The following is a 20,550-nucleotide window of genomic DNA, read 5'->3' as shown; positions in this document are numbered from 1 at the left end:
CAAACTCTCCATAAAGTGTTTGACTTGCTCGTTTGTGTGACTAAAAGTCACGTTGACGAAGCTTGCGCTTCATTCATTGTTTGTATCCGAAGATACGTTTTTTGCCTCATCGTTCAGTTTTCAAAGTCCGATATGTCATTTGACGACTTTTAAATCTTACAGTAAAGTATTAACTGGTGTCAATTACTTTTTATAAGTTTTTTTCGTTGTATGACGCTCGCTTTCGGTGTGTGCCTCAGCGACATGTATTAATATATCAACTCTTGTTTTTCACGTCAACTGTTTTTCTAAAAAAACTTTTAAAAAAGATGGACTCGATGGAATAGGTCAGAACAACCATCCCTCGAGTCCTTTTCTTATGCCTGTTTTTGCGACTGTACTTTCGCTGGAGCAGGCTTTTCTTGCAGGCGATGCAACATCAGGATTTGATACGCATTACAAACCAAGAGTGTCGCCAGTGCCGCCCAAAGCATCCGCTTGTCTTGCGTTGCCTGAAGAGCTGGTACCCATTCAATCAACGTGATGACCGTCATTAAGAATAACGTCGGGATGAAAGCAGTGAAATTTGTTTCACGGGCTTTCGTACGCGCGACGAGAAACGCGACGAACAATAAGACAACCATTTCACCAATATAGAGGCTTGTCTTATCGAATCCGAACGCAAGTCCACGCAAGTAGACGCCGTCAAACAAGGCGAAGGCAATCAAAACGACCTGAACCCGATTCCATAACTTTGCGCCGCGGAACAGATCAAGTCCGACCCGGTGCAAAATCAAATAAGAGAAAAAGCCCATCAGGCTGATCGCCGTCCATGTACTACTGTATGCCAAGGCCGTAATGTATCCGCTAATCGATTGATTGCGGACGTACCCTGGTTCAGCGACAAGGTTAAACACGAAGCCGGCTAGCGTCCCAATTAGGAGCGTCATCCAGAACAGCTTCAAAAATCCTTTAATCTTCATGTATTATCCCTCTACTTTTTCGATGACACGCGCTGCGAGTTCATTATAGTGTGTTTCAAATGGATGGTCATCGCGATAAATCGATGGTGCAAAGTCCGATTCATTCGCATATGGTTGTCCAAGTGGAATCTTAGCTAGAATATCTGTTTTTAGCGCTTCTGACAACTTCTCTCCGCCACCTGATCCGAAGACATACTCTTTTTCACCAGTTACCTTGCTTTCGAAGTACGCCATATTTTCGATGATACCGAGCAAACGGTGGTTCGTCTTAATCGCCATCGCACCGGCACGAGCTGCAACGAATGCCGCTGTCGCATGTGGTGTCGTGACAATCAATTCCTGACAGCTTGGGAGCATCGAGTGAATATCAAGTGCGACGTCACCCGTTCCTGGCGGCAAATCGAGCAAGAGGTAATCAAGATCGCCCCACTCAACATCCGAGAAGAAGTTATTGAGCATCTTCCCGAGCATCGGTCCACGCCAGATGACGGGTGCATTGTCTTCGACGAAGAAGCCCATCGAGATGACTTTTACGCCAAACCGCTCTGGCGGAATGATCCGGTCATTGACGACGGTCGGTCGTGTTTCAATTCCCATCATATCCGGAACACTAAAACCATAGATATCCGCGTCGATCAAACCGACTTTTTTACCTGCCCGTGCAAGGGCAACTGCGAGGTTGACGGAAACCGTCGATTTTCCGACGCCCCCTTTACCAGAAGCGATCGCGATGAACGTCGTCCCTGACTCCGGTTTAAGAATCGATGGTGTCGTCGCTGCCTGAATCCCGTGATCGCCGAGTGCCTCGAAACGAAGTCCGACCGTCTTGAAGCCTTTTTCTTTTAACTCTTTAACGATTTCTTGTTGTAACGTCAACTGTTCACCTGAACCTGCTTGCGCAAGTGCGATTTTCAGGCTGACGTAGTCTCCTTTGATTCGGACATCACGAATCCCGTTCGTATCTGCAAGCGAGCGTTCGATCGTCGGATCAATTAACTGTCCGACTACCTCGCGAATTTCTTGTTCATTCAACATAGTGCCTTCCCCCTGAGAACGTTCGATTTATTCCATTTCAGTATAACAAAAATAAGATAGCGCTTGCACATTTCGACTCGGAAAGGAGAATATTTCCTGAAGTTTTCGTACTCAGCGAAAGACGACTCGCTTTATGATCGAAAAGACTACTCTCCTTCGGCGTACCCGCAGAAAGAACAGTAGTCATTTCATTAAAACATTCGATTCCAGGTCGCTGGTCCGACGACACCGTCAACCGCAAGCCCTTGCCGTACTTGATAGGCTCTCACTTGCCGTGCCGTCGTCTCGTCAAACCGTTTTGTCACGGGTGCCTTCACAGCGCGCTGGATTCGCTCGATGTCACGTTCATTCATCCCGATCGCCCCCCGGTACAGTGGACGCCCCGGATACGGGACGAGAACATCCGTCGTTGCCTTCAATAGTTCAAAGTGAGGGTAATCCTGAAACGTCACCCAATCACCGCCCCAAGAAAAGCCTTGCTCTTTCATTGCCTGGACGATTTGTTGAAAGTTGGCATCGGTATTAAAGATCGCTTCCGTTCCGTCCATGGAGTATTGAAACAGATCAACGGCAATCCCGCGGTTATGATTTGATTGTCCTCCACGGGCATGCGTGACAATCGCTCCCGGCGTCGTTCGTCCTTGCGCATAGAATTTCTCCTGCTCGGCATAGGAACGGAAGCCTTGGGCCACTCCGACATAAATTCCTTTGACATAGAGTTCCCGGATGACTTGGCGTGTCTTTCGGGCGACTTCCGGCGAGAGTCCGGGAACATTCAGTTTTCGATTGGCTCGTTCGAGCAACCAATTGACTGATAGTGTCATCTTTCACCACACTCCTTTCTCCTCTGTTCCCGAAAACAGAATCCGGTATACTTAACGATGGACTTATCCTCACCAAGCATTCGGAAAAAGGAGTTTTTTGATGAAAAAAATGTTAGTCTTCGCAAGCGTCATCACAGTCTTCTTACATATCGGCTATGCGATTTACTTTTATGCAGGGCATGAAGCAAATGTAGCTTATCAACCCGCTCTCCCTGAAAACAGCACGGTGTTAAGTCAGGAGACGTCTTTTACCGGTACAGTCGGTTCACAGACGGCGAATGATCCTCTTGCATTTTTACAGCATCTGTTCCTCTGGAGTATCCCGCTGACGTTTGTTGCTCTCACAGCACTCTTATTCCTCATCCGAACAATACGACGACGTACGTTTTGAACGGCAGACAGTTGCTTGACCGCTTTTTTAATTAGAGAGCGGTCTTTTGGCATAAAAAAATCTCCCATCCGTAAGGATGAGAGATAAAACGATTAACGTTTTGAGAACTGAGGCGCACGACGTGCTGCTTTAAGACCGTATTTTTTACGTTCTTTCATACGAGCATCGCGTGTTAAGAAGCCTTTAGCTTTGAGTGTTCCACGGAAATCTGGATCCGCTTGAAGAAGTGCACGTGAGATACCGTGACGGATAGCGCCTGCTTGACCAGTGAAGCCGCCGCCTTTGACCGTTACCATGATATCGTATTTACCTTCTGTTTCTGTGATTACGAGTGGTTCTTTTGCAGTCATGATTAAAGTTTCATAACCGAAGTATTCGCTGATATCGCGCCCGTTAACTGTGACTTTACCGTCTCCAGCAACGAGGAAAACGCGAGCTGCCGCGTGTTTACGGCGACCAGTGCCGTAGTAACGTACATCTGCCATCGTGTAGTTCCTCCTAAATTCGTATTAACCGCGAAGTTCGTAAACTTCTGGTTGTTGTGCTTCTTGCTTATGAGTATCTCCAGCGTAAACGTGGAGTTTGTTGAACATTTGACGACCGAGGCTACCTTTTGGAAGCATCCCTTTGATCGCGAGTTCAAGCATACGCTCAGGTTTGTTAGCGAGTAAGTCGCGTGCGACAGTCTGCTTCAAGCCGCCTGGATGACCAGAGTGACGGTAGTAGACCTTTTTGTCGAGTTTGTTACCAGTTAATACGATTTTCTCAACGTTGATGAGGATAACGTGATCCCCACAGTCAACGTGTGGTGTGAACGTAGGTTTGTGCTTACCGCGGAGAAGTGAAGCCACTTCGCTCGAAAGACGACCGAGTGTTTTGCCTTCTGCGTCGATAAGGAGCCATTTGCGTTCTACATCAGTAGCTTTCGCCATGAAAGTTGTGCGCATGTAAAATACCTCCTAAGGAATTTAAAAGTTTCTTTTTTGATTTTTCATTTATTCACTGTGTGAATCTATCAGAATCTTAGGTGTACGGGGCTAAGATTGTGGTTTCATAATAAATGAAATGCCAATAAACATTGTATGTTTTTTAGCGGCTAATGTCAAATGCCTTTTTTAGACTCTGGGTAGAAAACTTCCCAAAGGTACAACCCGTGCGGTGGTGCCGTCACACCAGCGACGTTTCGATCCTTCGCGGCAAGCATCTTCTTGATGTCCGTAGCGGCAAAACGTCCGCGTCCGACATCAAACAAAGTCCCGACCATGATACGAATCTGATTATAGAGAAAACCACTTCCTTTAAACCGAAAGATCATCTCTTCCCCGTACTCAATCAACTCCGCTTCATAAATCGTCCGGATCCGATTATCCGTTTCCGTCTTCGCGACACAAAACGAACTGAAATCATGGGTGCCGACTAAATACGTCATCGCTTGACGCATCACGTCGAGATCAAGCGCGTACGGAATCAATACCGATTGATGACGTCGAAACGCATCTTCGGTCCGGCGTACGAAGTACCGGTACTCTTTCCCCACTACATCATACCTTGCTTCGAAGTCAGAAGCGACCTCTTTACAGTCCCGGACACGAATATCGTCCGGTAATAACGTATTTAAGGCCTTGACCATGCTGTCCGGCGCAATCGCAAGTTCCGTATCGAAATGGATAACTTGCCCCTGTGCGTGCACACGAGCGTCTGTACGCCCTGATCCAATCACCTTGACCGGGTGCTTGTGCATGCGCGCAAGCGTCTCCTCGACGACCTCCTGGATCGTTACACCATTCGGTTGGACTTGGTAACCAGAGTAACCCGTCCCGTCATATTGAATCGTACATTTAAAACGTCGCATCAGAAACCTCCCCGTAAGTAAACAAGCAGGAGCGCGACGACGACGAGGAGACCCATCAAACCGGTATCACGTGCCGTCCATTTCGATTCCCGGAGACGCGTCCGTCCTTCTCCCCCACGGTAGCCGCGCGCTTCCATCGCAATCGCGAGGTCCTCTGCCCGCTTAAAGGCCGAGATGAACAATGGAATCAAAAGTGGGATGATTGCCCGCAGACGCTCTTTAATCGGTCCTGCCGCTAAATCAACACCACGTGCCTGCTGTGCTTTCATGATCTTCTCCGTCTCTTCTGCCAGTGTCGGTAAGAACCGCAGCGAAATCGAGAGCATCAAGGCAATCTCATGCGTCGGAACGCGGACGACCTTGAATGGCTTCAAAAGCAACTCGATTGCATCTGTCAGCTCGATTGGTGACGTCGTCAAGGTGACGAGTGTCGTGATCGAGACCAAATAGAAGAAGCGGAGCGAGACGATGATGGCGAGACGCAGACCTTCCGAATAAATTTTCAACCATCCAAATTCGAACAAGACGGTTCCTTCCCGCGTAAAGAACAGTTGAACGACGAAGGTGAAGACGATTAGGAAAAGAATCGGACGTAAGCCCTTCAAGACGTAGCGGAGTGGCAATTTACTACTCGCTAACGCTAAAAACGTAAAGATGAGTAAAAAAATGTTCGTCGCTGCATTGTTCGCGAGGAACACGAGCGGGATGAAACAAAATGCAAAAATAATTTTTGCAAGCGCAGAAGAACGATGAAGATAGGACGTACCCGGAATATGTTGTCCGACGATCATATACGTCCCCCCTGTACCTGTAGAATCCAATCCACGACTTCCGGTTCCGTTCGTAAGTTCGGACGCGAAAGTCCGAGTCGGTCTGCCACCGGCCAGGCAAGTGCTAAGACGTGCGGAAGATCAAGATGGAACTGCTTCAGCAGCTCCGCCTGTTGGAATAATCCGATCGGCTCTCCATCATACGCGACTTGTCCATGCTCCATGACGACGACACGATTCGTATATTCGAGCACTTGATCCATATCATGCGTGATCAAGAGTAATGTCAAACCCGTTTCCGCATGAAGTCGGGCGAAAAGACTCAGCATTTGCTTACGTCCTTGCGGATCGAGTCCAGCGGTCGGTTCGTCGACGATCAACACGTCTGGTTGACTAGCGAGTACGCCTGCGATCGCAACACGCCTCATTTGCCCACCAGACAAGTCAAACGGCGATCGGGACCAGAAGACTTCGTCTAGCCCTACTGTGCGTAATGCCTCTTTTGCAAGCCGTTCCGCCTCTTCCTGCTCATGCCCGAAGTTCATTGGACCGAACATGACATCCTTTAAGACTGTTTCTTCAAACAGCTGGTACTCAGGATACTGAAAGACGAGACCGACACGTTTTCGTAGTGCCTTTAAATCTTGTTTTCGTTTTGGTTCAATGATGATGTCATCGACTTGGACTTTTCCTCTCGTCGGTTTCAGCAATCCGTTGATGTGCTGGACGAGCGTCGACTTCCCAGACCCAGTGTGCCCTACAAACGCAACAAGCGCCCCTGACGGAATCTCAAGATTCACATCACGCAGCGCGACTCGTTCGAACGGACTATTAAGTTGGTACGTATAGTTCAATTCCTGGATTAGGATTGGCATAAGCGGTTCACCAATTCACTTTCATCTAGTATCGTGTCCCCATACGAGAGACCTCGCGCCCGCAATTGCTCCTGAACTCGAACGATGAAAGGAACATCGAGACCGATTTCTTGGAGAAACGCCGATTTCGCAAAGACTTGTTGAGGTGTACCTTCTAATACGATTTTCCCGGCATCCATCACGATGACACGACTGGCCTGTAAGACCTCGTCTAATTCATGTGTAATGGCGACTACCGCCATCGGATGTCGTTCATATAATTCTTGAACGGTCGACATAACCTCTTCACGTGCGAGTGGATCAAGCATCGATGTTGCTTCATCAAGCACGAGAACATCAGGGCGCATCGCAAGTGCCGAAGCAATTGCGACACGCTGCTTCTGTCCGCCGGATAGTTGATGGGGTTCCCGATCAACAAAATCCGTAAGGCCAACGCGCGCTAGACTGTCGTCAATACGACGAACCATTTCCTCGCGTGGCACGCCCCAATTTTCAAGGGCAAATGCCACGTCGTCGCGCACGGTCGTGCCAACAAATTGATTATCTGGATTTTGAAAGACGATGCCGATTGCCCGGCGCATCTCCCATAGTTGCTCCGGATTCGCACTCGAGAATGTCTCGCCTACGGTCACCGTTCCTGATTCAGGAAGCAACAAGCCATTAAACAATTTAGTCAGCGTTGATTTTCCAGAGCCGTTGTGTCCAACGATGGCGACCCATTCACCAGAATGAATCGTCAGAGAGACATCTTGTAACGCAGCTTGTTCCTGTTCTGGATACCGATACGTAACGTGATCCAGTTCAATTAGCTTCGTCATGTCTACTCCTCCTTCATCAAATCAATTAATTCCATTTGTAACAAAAGGGCAGAAGCGAGTTACGCACTGCCCTTTTATAACGAATCATTTAAAAATTAAACGAGTTCGATGATGACCATTTCTGCGCCGTCACCACGACGTGGTCCCATTTTCATGATGCGTGTGTAACCACCTTGACGCTCAGCAAAACGTGGAGCAACATCAGCGAATAATTTTTGAATCGCGTCTTGTGCTTTGCCCTCTGCGTTTTGACCAGCAGCTTCACGGCGAACGAACGATGCAACTTGACGACGAGCGTGGAGATCACCGCGTTTACCTAAAGTGATGAGTTTCTCAACGACTGGACGAAGTTCCTTCGCTTTTTGTTCTGTAGTTTGGATACGCTCATTGATGATGAGATCAGTCGCAAGGTCACGCAAAAGTGCCTTACGTTGTGAGCTTGTACGGCCTAATTTCGAGTATGCCATGGATGGATTCCCTCCTTCGTGCAATTAATAGTTTTTAGTCTTCTTTACGCAAACCAAGTCCGAGTTCGTCGAGCTTCGCTTGAACTTCTTCGAGTGATTTACGTCCGAGGTTACGAACTTTCATCATCTCGTCTTCGCTCTTATTCGCGAGTTCTTGAACCGTATTGATACCAGCGCGTTTCAAACAGTTGTACGAACGAACTGAAAGATCGAGTTCTTCGATCGTCATTTCAAGTACTTTTTCTTTTTGATCTTCTTCCTTTTCGACCATGATTTCGGCATGGAGCGCTTCGTCCGTAAGACCAACAAAGATGTTTAAGTGTTCTGTCATGATTTTCGCACCGAGTGACACTGCTTCTTCAGGGCGGATTGAACCGTCCGTCCAAACATCAAGCGTCAATTTATCGAAGCTCGCATCTTGACCGACACGTGTTTTTTCAACTTGATAGTTTACACGTTGAATTGGCGTGTAAATCGAATCAATTGGGATCACACCGATTGGCATATCGTCCCGTTTGTTATCTTCAGCCTGAACATACCCACGACCGCGACGAGCTGTCAGACGCATATGAAGTGATGCACCTTCTGCAAGTGTTGCAATGTGAAGTTCTGGGTTGAGGATTTCGACGTCGCTGTCATGCGTAATGTTTGCCGCAGTAACAACGCCAGCGCCTTGAATATCGATCTCAAGTGTTTTCTCTTCTTCCGAGTAAACTTTGAGGGCGAGTTTCTTAAGGTTCAAGATGATTTGGGTAACGTCTTCTACAACGCCATCAATCGTCGAGAACTCATGAAGAACGCCATCGATTTGGACTGCAGTGACTGCAGCACCCGGAAGTGAAGATAATAGGATACGACGCAATGAGTTACCAAGCGTTGTACCGAATCCACGCTCAAGCGGTTCTACTACGAATTTACCAAACGTAGCGTTTTCGCTTAATTCGACCGTTTCAATCTTCGGTTTTTCGATTTCGATCATCTGAACCCCTCCTTGAATATCGTCCTGTTGGCCATCGCGTTCAATCGCCAACCGTCTCGTGTACGTGTCTACTGCTTGATTTGGTCAAACGATCAACAAAAGTCTACTCGATTTCCCGCTTTGCAGTACAAGACGGGTTACACGCGACGACGTTTTGGAGGGCGGCAACCGTTGTGTGGAACTGGAGTTACGTCACGGATTGCTGTAACTTCGAGACCGATTGCTTGAAGCGCACGGATAGCAGCTTCACGACCTGCACCAGGACCTTTAACGTTGACTTCTACAGTACGCATACCGTTGTCCATTGCAGTTTTTGCAGCTGTTTCAGAAGCAAGTTGTGCTGCGAATGGAGTCGATTTACGTGAGCCTTTGAAGCCCATGTTACCTGCAGTTGCCCAAGAGATTGCATTCCCTTGCACATCAGTGATCGTAACGATTGTGTTGTTGAATGTTGAACGGATATGCACGATACCAGACTCAATATTCTTTTTGACTTTACGTTTACTACGAACGTTCTGTTTACGTTTTGCCATATTAGTTTACCCTCCCTTACTTCTTCTTGTTCGCTACTGTACGGCGTGGGCCTTTACGAGTACGCGAGTTGTTTTTAGTGTTTTGACCACGAACTGGAAGACCACGACGGTGACGAACACCACGGTAGCAACCGATTTCGATCAAACGTTTGATGTTGAGTGAGATTTCACGACGAAGGTCACCCTCAACTTTTACTTTATCTAAACCATCACGAAGTTGGTTGAGTTGTTCTTCAGTCAATTCACGAGTACGAGTATCTTCAGAGATACCAGCTTCTTTCAAGACTTTCTGAGCAGTCGTTTTACCAACACCATAGATGTAAGTGAGTGAGATAACGATGCGTTTCTCACGTGGAATATCTACACCAGCAATACGTGCCATGTGTGCACCTCCTTGTTTAATTACCCTTGTTTTTGTTTATGCTTAGGGTTTTCGCAAATAACCATTACTTTGCCTTTACGGCGGATAACTTTACACTTTTCACAGATCGGTTTAACCGAAGGTCTTACTTTCATTGTGAATACCTCCTCCTGAAAAAATCGGAGTTTTTATTTGAAACGGTATGTGATCCGTCCGCGAGTTAAGTCGTATGGTGACAACTCAACTGTTACTTTATCTCCTGGTAAGATCCGAATGAAGTGCATCCGAATTTTTCCTGAGACGTGCGCGAGGACCGTGTGGCCGTTTTCTAACTCCACCTTAAACATCGCATTTGGAAGTGGTTCGATAACCGTACCTTCCACTTCGATTACATCTTGTTTCGCCATCAATTATACCCCTTTCTCTATAAAGTTGATTGGGAGCCCAGACGATTTGTAGCGCTTAGGGGCTTTCTACAGTAGCCGTTGAGAGATCATCGGTCACAAACACGAGTGGATAGCGGCTTATAGAAAGGTGACACCAATAACGCGCACAGCTCACTCTGCATCGACCGTTAAGATCTCGTAGCCGTCGTCTGTGATGGCGATGGTGTGCTCAAAGTGGGCGCACATGCTACCGTCCACTGTCACTACCGTCCAATTGTCGGATAGTGTGCGAACATAGCGTTTCCCGACGTTGACCATTGGCTCAATCGCCAGTGTCATGCCGGTTTTCAGGCGCGGCCCTTTCCCCGGTGGTCCATAATGTGGGATTTGCGGATCTTCATGCAAATTTTGTCCCACGCCGTGGCCCACATATTCGCGGACTACAGAAAAATTCGCTGCTTCGACATGTGACTGAATCGCATGCGAAATATCTGTCAGGTGCACACCAGCTTTGGCGCGCTCCAATCCTTTATACAGAGATTCTTCAGTTACGTCAAGTAACTGCTTTGTCTCTTCAGAGATTGTACCGACCGGATATGTCCAGGCTGAATCTCCGTGATATCCATTATACTCCGCCCCGATATCAATCGAGATGATGTCTCCATCGTGGAGTACGCGGTCACCCGGAATACCATGGACAAGTTCTTCATTTACTGATGCGCAGATGCTACCAGTAAACCCATTATAACCTTTAAACGATGGTGTTGCCCCTTGACTTCGAATATAACGTTCAGCGATCGCGTCGAGTTGCCCCGTCGTGATGCCTGGACGAATGTGAGCTTTAAGCTCCTTATGCGTCCGAGCGACGATTTGTCCTGCCTTACGCATAATGTCGATTTCACGCGGCGCTTTCGTAATGATCATTACTGACCACCAAGAAGTGCTTGAACATCGGAGTAAACTTCATTAATCGGACGATCACCGTCCAAATTACGAAGATACCCTTTTTCAGCGTAAAAGTCAATCAAAGGTTGCGCTTGCGCGACGTTGACTTCAAGACGACGGCGAACCGTTTCTTCTTGATCATCTTCACGTTGAACAAGTGCTGATCCGTCGATATCACAGACACCTTCCACTTTTGGTGGGTTATAGATGACGTGATACGTTGCTCCACATGTCGGGCAAATCCGGCGGCCTGTCAAACGAGGGACAAGTTTCTCCGGGTTGACACCGATGTGAATGACGTGATCGATTTGTTTGTTAAGATCCGCAAGTAATGCTTCAAGAGCATCTGCTTGTTTCACTGTGCGTGGGAAACCGTCAAGAAGAAAACCATTTGCACAGTCTTCTTTGGCGAGACGTTCACGTACGATGCCGATTGTGACTTCATCCGGAACGAGTTCCCCTTTATCCATGTACGATTTCGCTTCCTGCCCGAGCGGTGTTTGATCTTTGATCGCCGCGCGGAACATGTCGCCTGTCGAGATGTGTGGAATGGCGTAGTCTTCGATAATTTTCGCAGCCTGCGTCCCTTTTCCAGCACCCGGCAAGCCCATCAATACAAGATTCATGTCGGTAGCCTCCACTTCTATAGACTCTATAGACACAACAGAAAGGAAAGGGATGGTCCCCTTCCTCCCGCCTTATCGGATAAAGCCTTTGTAGTGTCGTTTAACCAGTTGACTTTCAATCTGTTTCATCGTCTCAAGACCTACACCGATGACAATCAGCAAGCTTGTTCCACCAATTTGCACCGAGTTCGGTAAACCAGCGAACTTAATAAAGAACGTTGGCGTTACCGCGATGACAGCAAGGAAGAGCGAACCGAAGAATGTCAGACGATAGAGGATCTTCGTGATGTATTGTTCCGTTTGCTTACCAGGACGGATACCAGGAATGTACCCGCCTTGTTTTTGAAGGTTCTCTGCCATTTGTTCCGGGTTGACCTGAACGAATGTGTAGAAGTACGAGAACGCGATGATCAACGCAACATAAATCGACATTCCGATTGGACTCGTATAGTCGAAGATGTCACGAATTTTCGTCGCTGTTTCCGGACTCGCAAAGAAACTTGCAACCGTTGGTGGAGTCACCATGAACGACACCGCGAAGATAACTGGGATAACACCAGCAGCGTTCAGCTTCATCGGCAAGTGTGTCGATTGGCCGCCTACTGGCGCACGGTTCACCGTACGCTTAGCGTACTGAATCGGAATCTTACGTGCAGCTTGCTGCACATAGATGACACCGACGATGACCGCAATGATGATTAAAAGCAACAGTACGATATAAAGCACGTTGACGAACAAAGCATCCCCTGCATTTTGGAGCTTTGTTTCGTAGATCTGGCGGAACGCATTCGGGAAGCCTGCGACAATCCCAGCGAAGATGATCATTGATATCCCGTTACCAATGCCCTTCTCCGTGATGAGTTCACCGAGGAACATCAAGAACGCTGTACCAGCCGTCAAAACAAGTGCAATCATAACGTACGTCCAGGTGCCGAATTGTTCATCGACAAGACCTGGGTAGATACGGTTAAATCCAAGCGCGATTCCAAACGCTTGGACTAAGCCGAGTACGATCGTTCCATAGCGCGTTACCGTTGCTAACTTCTTACGGCCCGCCTCTCCTTGTTTTGCCCATTCGGCAAACTTTGGAACAACGTCCATCTGTAAGAGTTGGACAACGATTGAAGCCGTGATATACGGCATGATTCCCATCGCAAAGAGTGAGAAATTCTTCAAAGCATTCCCACCGAAGGAATTCAAGAAGCCGAGAACACCGTTGTCGTCAATCTTGAATACTTCAGTGTTTACCATCGGCACTGGGATATGCGCTCCGATCCGGAACACGATAATCAATGCGAGAGTAAACAGAATGCGCCGACGAATGTCGGCTACGCGCCACATATTGGAGATCGCTTGAAACATTAGATCACCTCAACCGTACCGCCGGCAGCTTCGATCGCTTGCTTCGCAGCTTCGGAGAACTTGTGAGCTTTTACAGTCAATTTCTTTTCAATCTTGCCGTTTGAAAGGATCTTAACGCCGTCTTTCATACCTTTGACTGCGCGAGTCTCGATAAGAAGTTCAGGAGTTACTTCAGTTCCTTCTTCAAAACGGTTAAGTGTGTCAAGGTTGATAACCGCGAACTCTTTACGAGTTGGGTTGTTGAAGCCGCGTTTTGGTAAACGACGGAAAAGTGGGTTTTGTCCACCTTCGAAACCTGGACGAACACCACCGCCTGAACGAGCTTTTTGACCTTTGTGACCACGGCCAGAAGTCTTACCGTTACCAGAAGACATACCGCGACCTACACGGTTGCGTTCTGAACGTGAACCAGCAGCTGGTTTCAATTCATGGAGTTTCATAGTGGGGCACCTCCTCATAAAATTATATCGTTCTATTACTCTTGAATTTCTTTAACTGTCAATAAGTGTGACACGTGGTTAATCATCCCACGCATAGCAGCGTTGTCAGGTACGACAACCGTTTGGTGCATCTTACGGAGACCAAGCGTACGAGTAGTAACGCGTTGGTTCTCCGGACGACCGATCATGCTGCGTGTGAGGGTAACTGCGAGTTTCGCCATCTGTATTCCCTCCCTTTCTTAACCGCGAAGTTCTTCGACGGTTTTACCGCGGAGTTTCGCAACGTCTTCAGCACGTTTAAGTGAAGTGAGACCTTTAACAGTCGCACGAACCATGTTGATTGGAGTGCTTGATCCAAGTGATTTCGAAAGAATGTCGTTGATTCCCGCTAATTCGAGAACCGCACGAACTGGGCCACCAGCGATGACTCCAGTACCTTCAGAAGCAGGTTTCAAGAAGACGTGACCTGCACCGAAAATTCCGTTGATTTCGTGTGGAATTGTAGTGTTAACGATTGGAACGTTAACCATGTTTTTCTTTGCATCTTCGATTGCTTTACGGATCGCTTCAGGCACTTCCTGAGCTTTACCCGTACCGAAACCTACGTGACCATTCTTGTCACCTACGACGACGAGTGCAGCAAAACGGAAGCGACGGCCACCTTTTACTACTTTCGCGACGCGGTTTACAGTAACAACGCGTTCTTCGAGTTGATCCATGTTAATTTCTAACTGGCGCATGTAGAGGTTCCCTCCTTTTCTATTAGAATTTGAGACCAGCTTCACGAGCTGCTTCAGCTACAGCTTTGATACGTCCATGATAGAGATATCCTCCACGGTCGAAAACGACTGTTTCAATACCTTTTTCAAGAGCGCGTTCAGCTGCGAGCTTACCGACTGCTGTTGCAGCGTCAGCTGTGTTGCCTTTTTCAAGATCGAGTGATGATGCAGATGCGAGTGTTGCATGTGTTGCATCGTCAATGACTTGTACGTAAATGTTCTTGTTCGAACGGAATACGTTCATGCGTGGACGTGTTGCAGTCCCGATGATTGTACGACGTACACGACCATGACGCTTTTTACGCGTAGCGTTTTTGTCTGCCTTTGAGATCATTTATGCCACTCCTTTCCGGTCAATTCGTATCAACGAATTACTTACCTGTTTTACCTTCTTTACGACGAACGACTTCATCACTGTAACGAATTCCTTTACCTTTGTACGGCTCAGGTTGACGGTACGAACGAATCAATGCAGCAACGTGTCCAACACGCTCTTTGTTGATTCCGCGGATGATGATTTGCGTATTCGTAGGAACTTCGACTTCAATGCCTTGTTCCGGAGTGTACTCGATTGGGTGTGAGTAACCGAGGTTGAGTACGATTTTGTTACCTTGCTTTTGAGCACGGTAACCAACACCTTGGATATCAAGTGTCTTAGCAAAACCGTTGTTTACACCTTCGACCATGTTCGCGATAAGCGCACGAGTCGTTCCGTGAATTGTACGGTTAGCCTTTTCGTCGTTTGGACGAACGACAGTCAATTCATTACCTTCTACGTTGATAGCCATAGTCGGGTTGAACTCACGTGTGAGTTCACCTTTAGGACCTTTTACTGTAACTGTGCTGTTTTCAACTGTTACTGTAACGCCTGCTGGGATAACGACCGGCTTTTTACCAATACGTGACATTTAAGACACCTCCGTTCTTTTTATGCGTGAATTACCAGATGTATGCGATCACTTCGCCGCCGACTTTTTGTTGGCGAGCTTCTTTGTCTGTCATAACACCTTTAGATGTTGAAACGATAGCGATTCCGAGACCACCGAGTACTTTCGGGATTTCATCAGCTTTCGCGTAAACGCGAAGACCTGGTTTCGAGATACGTTTGAGTCCAGTGATAACGCGTTCGTTGCTTGCGCCATACTTAAGGAATACGCGGAGCGTACCTTGTTTGCTGTCCTCGAGATATTCAACATCGCGGATGAAACCTTCACGTTTGAGGATTTCAGCGACTTCACGTTTGATTGTAGAAGCTGGCATTTCCAACTTCTCATGGCGAACCATGTTTGCATTACGAATGCGTGTAAGCATATCTGCAATCGGATCTGTCATAACCATGCGATGTACCTCCTTTCACAACTTTAATGAATTACCAGCTTGCTTTTTTAACACCAGGGATTTGACCTTTATGAGCAAGATCACGGAACTTAATACGGCTGATACCGAATTTACCAATGTAACCGTGTGGACGGCCAGTGATACTGCAACGGTTGTGTAAACGAACCGCTGAAGAGTTACGTGGGAGTTTGCTCAAGCCGATGTAGTCGCCTTGTGCTTTCAATTCTGCGCGTTGTTCAGCGTAGCGCTCTACGAGTGCTTGGCGTTTTACTTCACGTGCGATCATTGATTTCTTAGCCATGTGTGCGGCCTCCCTTATTTTTGGAATGGCATGCCGAGTGCTGTGAGAAGCTCACGAGACTCTTCATCCGTATTAGCAGTAGTTACGATAACGATGTCCATACCACGGACTTTAGATACGCGATCGTAGTCGATCTCTGGGAAGATCAATTGTTCCTTCACGCCTAGCGTGTAGTTACCACGGCCATCGAATGATTTCTTCGATACACCACGGAAGTCACGTACACGTGGAAGTGACACGTTGATCAACTTGTCGAGGAATTCGAACATGCGCTCTCCGCGAAGTGTAACCTTCGCACCGATTGGCATACCTTCACGAAGTTTGAAACCAGCGATTGATTTCTTAGCTTTCGTGATGAGTGGCTTCTGACCAGTGAGGAGCTGAAGCTCTTCTACTGCCATGTCAAGTGCTTTCGTGTTCGTAACAGCGTCACCAACACCCATGTTGATTACGATCTTATCGACTTTCGGCGCTTGCATTACAGAAGTATAGTTGAATTTCTCCATCATTACTTTGACGATTTCGTCTTGGTATTTAGCTTTTAAACGGTTCATCAGAAAGTGGACCTCCTTTCTTTAAATCTTCTTATTTATCTAAAGCTTCGCCCGATTTTTTAGCGATACGTACTTTCTTGCCGTCAACCACAGTGAAACCAACGCGTGTTGGAGTTCCTGTCTTAGGGTCGATGAGCATAACGTTCGATACGTGAATCGGTGCTTCTTTCTCGACAATTCCGCCTTGCGGGTTAAGTTGAGAAGGTTTTGTGTGTTTTTTGATCATGTTAACGCCTTCGACGATAACGCGATCTTTTTTAGGCATAGCAGTAAGAATAACGCCTTGTTTGCCTTTATCTTTACCAGTCATAACCTGAACTTTATCACCTTTTTTGACATGCATCGTTAGAGCACCTCCTTGTAGGAATTCTTTGGAATTAAAGTACTTCCGGTGCCAACGAGACGATCTTCATGAAGTCTTTTTCACGAAGTTCGCGTGCGACTGGTCCGAAGATACGTGTGCCACGTGGGCTTTTATCATCTTTGATGATGACTGCTGCATTTTCGTCAAAACGGATGTACGAACCGTCTTTACGACGAACGCCACGTTTAGTACGAACGACTACTGCGCGTACAACTTCACCTTTTTTGACAACGCCACCTGGTGTTGCTTGTTTAACTGTGCAAACAATTACGTCACCGATGTTAGCAGTTTTGCGACCAGATCCACCGAGGACTTTGATCGTCAAGACTTCACGAGCTCCTGAGTTGTCTGCTACTTTCAAGCGAGATTCTTGTTGAATCATACGATTGTACCTCCCTCCGGATGTTTATTCATCCGAACTAATTAGAGTTTAGATGATTACTGCTTTTTCGACGACTTCTACGAGACGGAAACGTTTGTCCTTAGAAAGTGGACGTGTTTCTTGAATGCGTACAACATCACCGATTTTAGCTGTGTTGCTTTCATCATGCGTTTTATACTTCTTAGAGTAGTTTACGCGTTTGCCGTAGAGCTTGTGCTTTACTTTAGTCTCAACTGAAACAACGATCGTTTTATCCATTTTGTCAGATACGACGCGTCCAGTTAATACTTTGCGGTTGTTAGTGCGTTCCATTGAGTGTTCCTCCTCTCAGAATCCGAGTGAATTATGCGTTGTTGATGCCGAGTTCGCGTTCACGAAGAACGGTTTTCGCGCGTGCAATCGACTTGCGCACTTCACGGATACGAGCAGGGTTCTCAAGCTGACCAGTCGCGAGTTGGAAACGAAGGTTGAACAACTCTTCTTTCCACGAACCGACTTTACCGTTGAGCTCTTCTGTAGTTTGCTGACGGAGATCAGTTGCTTTCATTCGTATCACCACCATTTTCTTCACGTTTTACGAACTTACATTTTACTGGAAGTTTGTGTGATGCAAGACGGAGAGCTTCGCGTGCGATCTCTTCCGATACTCCTGCGATTTCGAACATTACTTTCCCCGGTTTAACGACTGCAACCCAGCCCTCCGGAGCACCTTTACCTGAACCCATTCGGACTTCAAGAGGTTTTTTAGTGTATGGTTTATGTGGGAAAATCTTGATCCACACTTTACCACCACGTTTCATATAACGAGTCATCGCGATACGCGCTGATTCGATTTGACGGCTAGTGATCCAGCTAGCTTCTTGAGCTTGGATACCGAACTCGCCGAAGTGTACTGTAGTACCACGTTTCGCTTTACCACGCATGTTGCCGCGGTGAACACGACGATATTTTACACGTTTTGGTAACAACATGTTGTGTTGCCTCCTTCCCTAGACGGATGTGGATTATTGTTCGTTAGATGCTGCTTTTTTAGTAGGAAGCACTTCACCGTGGTGGAGCCATACTTTTACGCCAATTTTGCCGTAAGTTGTATCAGCTTCAGCAGTACCGTAATCGATGTCTGCACGGAGTGTATGAAGTGGAACTGTTCCTTCTGAATACTTCTCTGAACGAGCGATATCAGCGCCACCAAGACGACCAGAAACTTCAGTCTTGATTCCTTTGATACCTGAACGCATAGAACGTTGGATTGATTGCTTCATTGCACGACGGAAAGATACGCGGCCTTCAAGTTGGCGAGCGATGTTTTCAGCGACAAGTTTAGCAACTGCATCCGGGTTTTTCACTTCAACGACGTTAACGTGAACGCGTTTGCCTTTTGCAAGGTTAGTGATGTCTGTACGAAGTGTTTCGATTTCAGAACCGCCTTTACCGATAACCATACCAGGTTTAGCAGTGTGAAGTGAAATGTTCAAGCGGTTTGCAGCGCGCTCGATTTCAATTTTAGAAACACTAGCGTCTTTAAGACGTTTTTCGATATATTCACGAACTACGTAGTCTTCATGAAGGAGATCAGCATAGTCTTTATCTGCGAACCAACGTGATTCCCAGTCTTTGATGATACCTACGCGAAGACCAGTTGGGTTAATCTTCTGACCCACGGTAATCCCTCCTTATTTTTCAGATACCACGATGTGAACGTGGCTCGTACGTTTGTTGATACGGCTTGCGCGACCCATTGCACGTGGGCGGAAACGTTTGAGCGTTGGACCTTCGTTGACGTAAGCCTCTGTTACTACGAGGTTTTCGATGTTCATGTCGAAGTTGTGCTCAGCGTTCGCGATTGCCGATTTCAATGCTTTTTCAACGATTGGCGTTGCTGCCTTGTTCGTGTAAGCAAGAATCGAAAGAGCTTCGCCGATTTGCTTCCCGCGGATTAAGTCTACTACGAGACGTGCCTTACGAGGAGCAATGCGAACCATATTAGCCGATGCTTTTGATTGCATAATGAGTACCTCCCCTCAGATTAACGTTTCGTCTTCTTATCGTTACCAGCATGTCCTTTATAAGAACGAGTTGGCGCGAATTCACCAAGTTTGTGACCGACCATATCTTCTGTCACGTAAACCGGTACGTGTTTACGACCATCGTAGACAGCGATCGTGTGACCGATGAACTCTGGGAAGATTGTCGAGCGGCGTGACCAAGTTTTGATAACATGCTTGTCACCAGCTTCGTTGGCTTTATCAACCTTAGCGAGCAAATGGTGATCTGCAAATGGACCTTTTTTCAAGCTGCGACCCATAGTTGTACCTCCCTTTGGCATGATTCAGGAACGGCTCCTACGAACCGTTCAGAAATCACGTAATTATTTTTTAGAACGGCGGACGATGTATTTATCGCTCGCTTTGTTTTTCTTACGAGTTTTGTATCCGAGTGCCGGTTTACCCCAAGGAGTAAGTGGGCCCGAACGACCGATTGGAGCACGTCCTTCACCACCACCGTGTGGGTGATCAACTGGGTTCATTACAGAACCACGAACTGTAGGACGTTTTCCGAGCCAGCGTGAACGACCAGCTTTACCGATATTGACGAGCTCATGCTCTTCATTACCGACAGCGCCGATTGTAGCACGGCAAGTAGCAAGGATCATACGTGTTTCGCCTGATTGAAGACGAACAATCGCATATTTACCATCTTTACCGAGAAGCTGAGCAGAAGTACCAGCTGAACGTACCAACTGACCACCTTTACCAGGCTTAAGTTCGATGTTGTGGATCAACGTACCAACTGGGATGTTTACAAGTGGAAGAGCGTTACCGACTTTAATGTCAGCTTCTGCTCCTGACATGATTTGCATGTCAACTTTCAATCCTTTAGGTGCGAGGATGTAGCGTTTTTCACCATCGATGTAGTGTACAAGAGCGATGTTTGCAGAGCGGTTCGGATCGTACTCGATTGTAGCGATACGGCCAGCGATGCCATCCTTGTTACGTTTGAAGTCGATGATACGGTATTTACGTTTGTGTCCGCCACCTTGGTGACGTACTGTCAAGCGACCTTGGTTGTTACGTCCGCCCTTTTTCGAAAGCTTTTCAGTTAACGATTTTTCAGGACGTGAAGCCGTAATTTCAGCAAAGTCGAGTGCAGTCATGTTACGACGACCGTTAGTGGTCGGTTTAAACTTTTTAATTCCCATCGAGAGT

General features: G+C 47.2%; 36 protein-coding genes. 1 reads left to right on the top strand and 35 read right to left on the bottom strand.

Annotation, left to right across the window (positions count from 1 at the left end; translation table 11 throughout):
* Positions 1 to 356: 356 nt before the first annotated feature.
* The 3 genes from KNP88_RS14675 to KNP88_RS14665 all read right to left on the bottom strand — a co-directional run bounded on the left by KNP88_RS14675 (position 357) and on the right by KNP88_RS14665 (position 2,821).
* Positions 357 to 962 carry a KinB-signaling pathway activation protein gene (locus tag KNP88_RS14675; RefSeq protein ID WP_214803533.1) on the bottom strand — a complete coding sequence of 202 codons (606 nt, stop codon included), beginning with the start codon at positions 960 to 962 and terminating at the stop codon, positions 357 to 359.
* 3 nt (positions 963 to 965) lie between these two features.
* Positions 966 to 1,997 (bottom strand): Mrp/NBP35 family ATP-binding protein, encoded by a 1,032-nt coding sequence (locus KNP88_RS14670; RefSeq protein WP_029332281.1) that lies wholly within the window; start codon positions 1,995 to 1,997, stop codon positions 966 to 968.
* 191 nt (positions 1,998 to 2,188) lie between these two features.
* A complete protein-coding gene (locus KNP88_RS14665) occupies positions 2,189 to 2,821 on the bottom strand; it encodes a M15 family metallopeptidase (protein ID WP_214894455.1) in 633 nt (210 codons plus the stop codon).
* A 100-nt stretch (positions 2,822 to 2,921) separates the two neighbouring features.
* Between KNP88_RS14665 and KNP88_RS14660 the strand changes: the two genes are divergently transcribed.
* Positions 2,922 to 3,212: a hypothetical protein gene (locus KNP88_RS14660; protein WP_088836012.1), complete on the top strand. Its 291-nt coding sequence runs from the start codon at positions 2,922 to 2,924 to the stop codon at positions 3,210 to 3,212.
* 92 nt (positions 3,213 to 3,304) lie between these two features.
* Here the strand turns inward: KNP88_RS14660 and rpsI are convergent, their stop codons facing one another.
* The 32 genes from rpsI to rplB all read right to left on the bottom strand — a co-directional run bounded on the left by rpsI (position 3,305) and on the right by rplB (position 20,543).
* Positions 3,305 to 3,697 (bottom strand): 30S ribosomal protein S9, encoded by a 393-nt coding sequence (gene rpsI, locus KNP88_RS14655; RefSeq protein WP_029332278.1) that lies wholly within the window; start codon positions 3,695 to 3,697, stop codon positions 3,305 to 3,307.
* A gap of 24 nt (positions 3,698 to 3,721) precedes the next feature.
* Complete coding sequence (gene rplM, locus KNP88_RS14650; protein ID WP_012369041.1) at positions 3,722 to 4,159, bottom strand: 50S ribosomal protein L13; 438 nt, start codon at positions 4,157 to 4,159, stop codon at positions 3,722 to 3,724.
* Between the two features lie 155 nt (positions 4,160 to 4,314).
* The gene (gene truA / locus KNP88_RS14645; protein ID WP_214894453.1) at positions 4,315 to 5,064 is read right to left on the bottom strand and encodes a tRNA pseudouridine(38-40) synthase TruA; all 750 of its coding nucleotides are present in this window, start codon (positions 5,062 to 5,064) and stop codon (positions 4,315 to 4,317) included.
* Positions 5,064 to 5,855: an energy-coupling factor transporter transmembrane component T family protein gene (locus KNP88_RS14640; protein ID WP_214894451.1), complete on the bottom strand. Its 792-nt coding sequence runs from the start codon at positions 5,853 to 5,855 to the stop codon at positions 5,064 to 5,066. Before KNP88_RS14640 ends, truA begins: the two co-directional genes overlap by 1 nt.
* A complete protein-coding gene (locus tag KNP88_RS14635; RefSeq protein WP_029332275.1) occupies positions 5,852 to 6,709 on the bottom strand; it encodes an energy-coupling factor transporter ATPase in 858 nt (285 codons plus the stop codon). Before KNP88_RS14635 ends, KNP88_RS14640 begins: the two co-directional genes overlap by 4 nt.
* Positions 6,697 to 7,527, bottom strand: a complete 831-nt coding sequence (locus KNP88_RS14630) for an energy-coupling factor ABC transporter ATP-binding protein (protein ID WP_088836010.1) — start codon at positions 7,525 to 7,527, stop codon at positions 6,697 to 6,699. Before KNP88_RS14630 ends, KNP88_RS14635 begins: the two co-directional genes overlap by 13 nt.
* Before the next feature lie 95 nt (positions 7,528 to 7,622).
* A complete protein-coding gene (gene rplQ / locus KNP88_RS14625) occupies positions 7,623 to 7,994 on the bottom strand; it encodes a 50S ribosomal protein L17 (protein ID WP_023466649.1) in 372 nt (123 codons plus the stop codon).
* 34 nt (positions 7,995 to 8,028) lie between these two features.
* Positions 8,029 to 8,973: a DNA-directed RNA polymerase subunit alpha gene (locus KNP88_RS14620; protein WP_029332273.1), complete on the bottom strand. Its 945-nt coding sequence runs from the start codon at positions 8,971 to 8,973 to the stop codon at positions 8,029 to 8,031.
* A 137-nt stretch (positions 8,974 to 9,110) separates the two neighbouring features.
* The gene (gene rpsK, locus KNP88_RS14615; RefSeq protein WP_029332272.1) at positions 9,111 to 9,506 is read right to left on the bottom strand and encodes a 30S ribosomal protein S11; all 396 of its coding nucleotides are present in this window, start codon (positions 9,504 to 9,506) and stop codon (positions 9,111 to 9,113) included.
* 16 nt (positions 9,507 to 9,522) lie between these two features.
* On the bottom strand, positions 9,523 to 9,888 hold the full coding sequence (gene rpsM / locus KNP88_RS14610) for a 30S ribosomal protein S13 (protein ID WP_012369033.1): 366 nt from the start codon (positions 9,886 to 9,888) through the stop codon (positions 9,523 to 9,525).
* Between the two features lie 20 nt (positions 9,889 to 9,908).
* Positions 9,909 to 10,022 (bottom strand): 50S ribosomal protein L36, encoded by a 114-nt coding sequence (gene rpmJ / locus KNP88_RS14605; RefSeq protein ID WP_003156543.1) that lies wholly within the window; start codon positions 10,020 to 10,022, stop codon positions 9,909 to 9,911.
* Positions 10,023 to 10,055: 33 nt separating this feature from the next.
* Positions 10,056 to 10,274 carry a translation initiation factor IF-1 gene (infA, locus tag KNP88_RS14600; RefSeq protein ID WP_012369032.1) on the bottom strand — a complete coding sequence of 73 codons (219 nt, stop codon included), beginning with the start codon at positions 10,272 to 10,274 and terminating at the stop codon, positions 10,056 to 10,058.
* A gap of 150 nt (positions 10,275 to 10,424) precedes the next feature.
* Positions 10,425 to 11,177 carry a type I methionyl aminopeptidase gene (gene map, locus KNP88_RS14595; RefSeq protein ID WP_029332271.1) on the bottom strand — a complete coding sequence of 251 codons (753 nt, stop codon included), beginning with the start codon at positions 11,175 to 11,177 and terminating at the stop codon, positions 10,425 to 10,427.
* A complete protein-coding gene (locus KNP88_RS14590; RefSeq protein ID WP_026834297.1) occupies positions 11,177 to 11,824 on the bottom strand; it encodes an adenylate kinase in 648 nt (215 codons plus the stop codon). The genes map and KNP88_RS14590 overlap by 1 nt, the downstream gene beginning before the upstream one ends.
* Positions 11,825 to 11,896: 72 nt before the next feature.
* Positions 11,897 to 13,186 carry a preprotein translocase subunit SecY gene (gene secY / locus KNP88_RS14585; protein WP_214894448.1) on the bottom strand — a complete coding sequence of 430 codons (1,290 nt, stop codon included), beginning with the start codon at positions 13,184 to 13,186 and terminating at the stop codon, positions 11,897 to 11,899.
* Positions 13,186 to 13,626, bottom strand: a complete 441-nt coding sequence (rplO, locus tag KNP88_RS14580; RefSeq protein WP_029332269.1) for a 50S ribosomal protein L15 — start codon at positions 13,624 to 13,626, stop codon at positions 13,186 to 13,188. Before rplO ends, secY begins: the two co-directional genes overlap by 1 nt.
* Positions 13,627 to 13,661: 35 nt before the next feature.
* Complete coding sequence (gene rpmD, locus KNP88_RS14575) at positions 13,662 to 13,847, bottom strand: 50S ribosomal protein L30 (RefSeq protein ID WP_012369027.1); 186 nt, start codon at positions 13,845 to 13,847, stop codon at positions 13,662 to 13,664.
* 18 nt (positions 13,848 to 13,865) lie between these two features.
* Entirely contained in the window at positions 13,866 to 14,366 is a 501-nt protein-coding gene (rpsE, locus tag KNP88_RS14570) for a 30S ribosomal protein S5 (protein WP_012369026.1), read from the bottom strand.
* A 22-nt stretch (positions 14,367 to 14,388) separates the two neighbouring features.
* A complete protein-coding gene (gene rplR / locus KNP88_RS14565) occupies positions 14,389 to 14,739 on the bottom strand; it encodes a 50S ribosomal protein L18 (RefSeq protein ID WP_029332268.1) in 351 nt (116 codons plus the stop codon).
* A 37-nt stretch (positions 14,740 to 14,776) separates the two neighbouring features.
* Positions 14,777 to 15,313 (bottom strand): 50S ribosomal protein L6, encoded by a 537-nt coding sequence (gene rplF, locus KNP88_RS14560; RefSeq protein ID WP_029332267.1) that lies wholly within the window; start codon positions 15,311 to 15,313, stop codon positions 14,777 to 14,779.
* A gap of 31 nt (positions 15,314 to 15,344) precedes the next feature.
* A complete protein-coding gene (gene rpsH / locus KNP88_RS14555; RefSeq protein WP_012369023.1) occupies positions 15,345 to 15,743 on the bottom strand; it encodes a 30S ribosomal protein S8 in 399 nt (132 codons plus the stop codon).
* A gap of 31 nt (positions 15,744 to 15,774) precedes the next feature.
* Complete coding sequence (gene rpsN, locus KNP88_RS14550) at positions 15,775 to 16,044, bottom strand: 30S ribosomal protein S14 (RefSeq protein WP_012369022.1); 270 nt, start codon at positions 16,042 to 16,044, stop codon at positions 15,775 to 15,777.
* Between the two features lie 14 nt (positions 16,045 to 16,058).
* Entirely contained in the window at positions 16,059 to 16,598 is a 540-nt protein-coding gene (gene rplE, locus KNP88_RS14545; protein WP_029332266.1) for a 50S ribosomal protein L5, read from the bottom strand.
* Between the two features lie 31 nt (positions 16,599 to 16,629).
* Complete coding sequence (gene rplX, locus KNP88_RS14540) at positions 16,630 to 16,941, bottom strand: 50S ribosomal protein L24 (protein WP_029332265.1); 312 nt, start codon at positions 16,939 to 16,941, stop codon at positions 16,630 to 16,632.
* Positions 16,942 to 16,975: 34 nt separating this feature from the next.
* The gene (gene rplN, locus KNP88_RS14535; RefSeq protein ID WP_012369019.1) at positions 16,976 to 17,344 is read right to left on the bottom strand and encodes a 50S ribosomal protein L14; all 369 of its coding nucleotides are present in this window, start codon (positions 17,342 to 17,344) and stop codon (positions 16,976 to 16,978) included.
* A gap of 48 nt (positions 17,345 to 17,392) precedes the next feature.
* On the bottom strand, positions 17,393 to 17,656 hold the full coding sequence (gene rpsQ, locus KNP88_RS14530; RefSeq protein WP_014969155.1) for a 30S ribosomal protein S17: 264 nt from the start codon (positions 17,654 to 17,656) through the stop codon (positions 17,393 to 17,395).
* Positions 17,657 to 17,687: 31 nt separating this feature from the next.
* Positions 17,688 to 17,891, bottom strand: coding sequence for a 50S ribosomal protein L29 (rpmC, locus tag KNP88_RS14525; RefSeq protein WP_012369017.1), 204 nt, complete (start codon positions 17,889 to 17,891; stop codon positions 17,688 to 17,690).
* Complete coding sequence (gene rplP, locus KNP88_RS14520) at positions 17,878 to 18,315, bottom strand: 50S ribosomal protein L16 (RefSeq protein WP_012369016.1); 438 nt, start codon at positions 18,313 to 18,315, stop codon at positions 17,878 to 17,880. Before rplP ends, rpmC begins: the two co-directional genes overlap by 14 nt.
* 33 nt (positions 18,316 to 18,348) lie before the next feature.
* Complete coding sequence (gene rpsC / locus KNP88_RS14515) at positions 18,349 to 19,005, bottom strand: 30S ribosomal protein S3 (RefSeq protein ID WP_026834299.1); 657 nt, start codon at positions 19,003 to 19,005, stop codon at positions 18,349 to 18,351.
* Positions 19,006 to 19,017: 12 nt separating this feature from the next.
* Positions 19,018 to 19,350: a 50S ribosomal protein L22 gene (gene rplV / locus KNP88_RS14510; protein WP_029332264.1), complete on the bottom strand. Its 333-nt coding sequence runs from the start codon at positions 19,348 to 19,350 to the stop codon at positions 19,018 to 19,020.
* A 20-nt stretch (positions 19,351 to 19,370) separates the two neighbouring features.
* The gene (gene rpsS / locus KNP88_RS14505) at positions 19,371 to 19,649 is read right to left on the bottom strand and encodes a 30S ribosomal protein S19 (protein ID WP_012369013.1); all 279 of its coding nucleotides are present in this window, start codon (positions 19,647 to 19,649) and stop codon (positions 19,371 to 19,373) included.
* A 63-nt stretch (positions 19,650 to 19,712) separates the two neighbouring features.
* Entirely contained in the window at positions 19,713 to 20,543 is an 831-nt protein-coding gene (gene rplB / locus KNP88_RS14500) for a 50S ribosomal protein L2 (RefSeq protein WP_029332262.1), read from the bottom strand.
* Positions 20,544 to 20,550 lie beyond the last annotated feature (7 nt).

The organism is Exiguobacterium sp. H66, from assembly GCF_018618705.1.
Lineage (GTDB): Bacteria > Bacillota > Bacilli > Exiguobacteriales > Exiguobacteriaceae > Exiguobacterium_A > Exiguobacterium_A oxidotolerans.
Note: the sequence above shows the minus strand (reverse complement) of the source record. Positions and strands in the feature narration are given on the sequence as shown.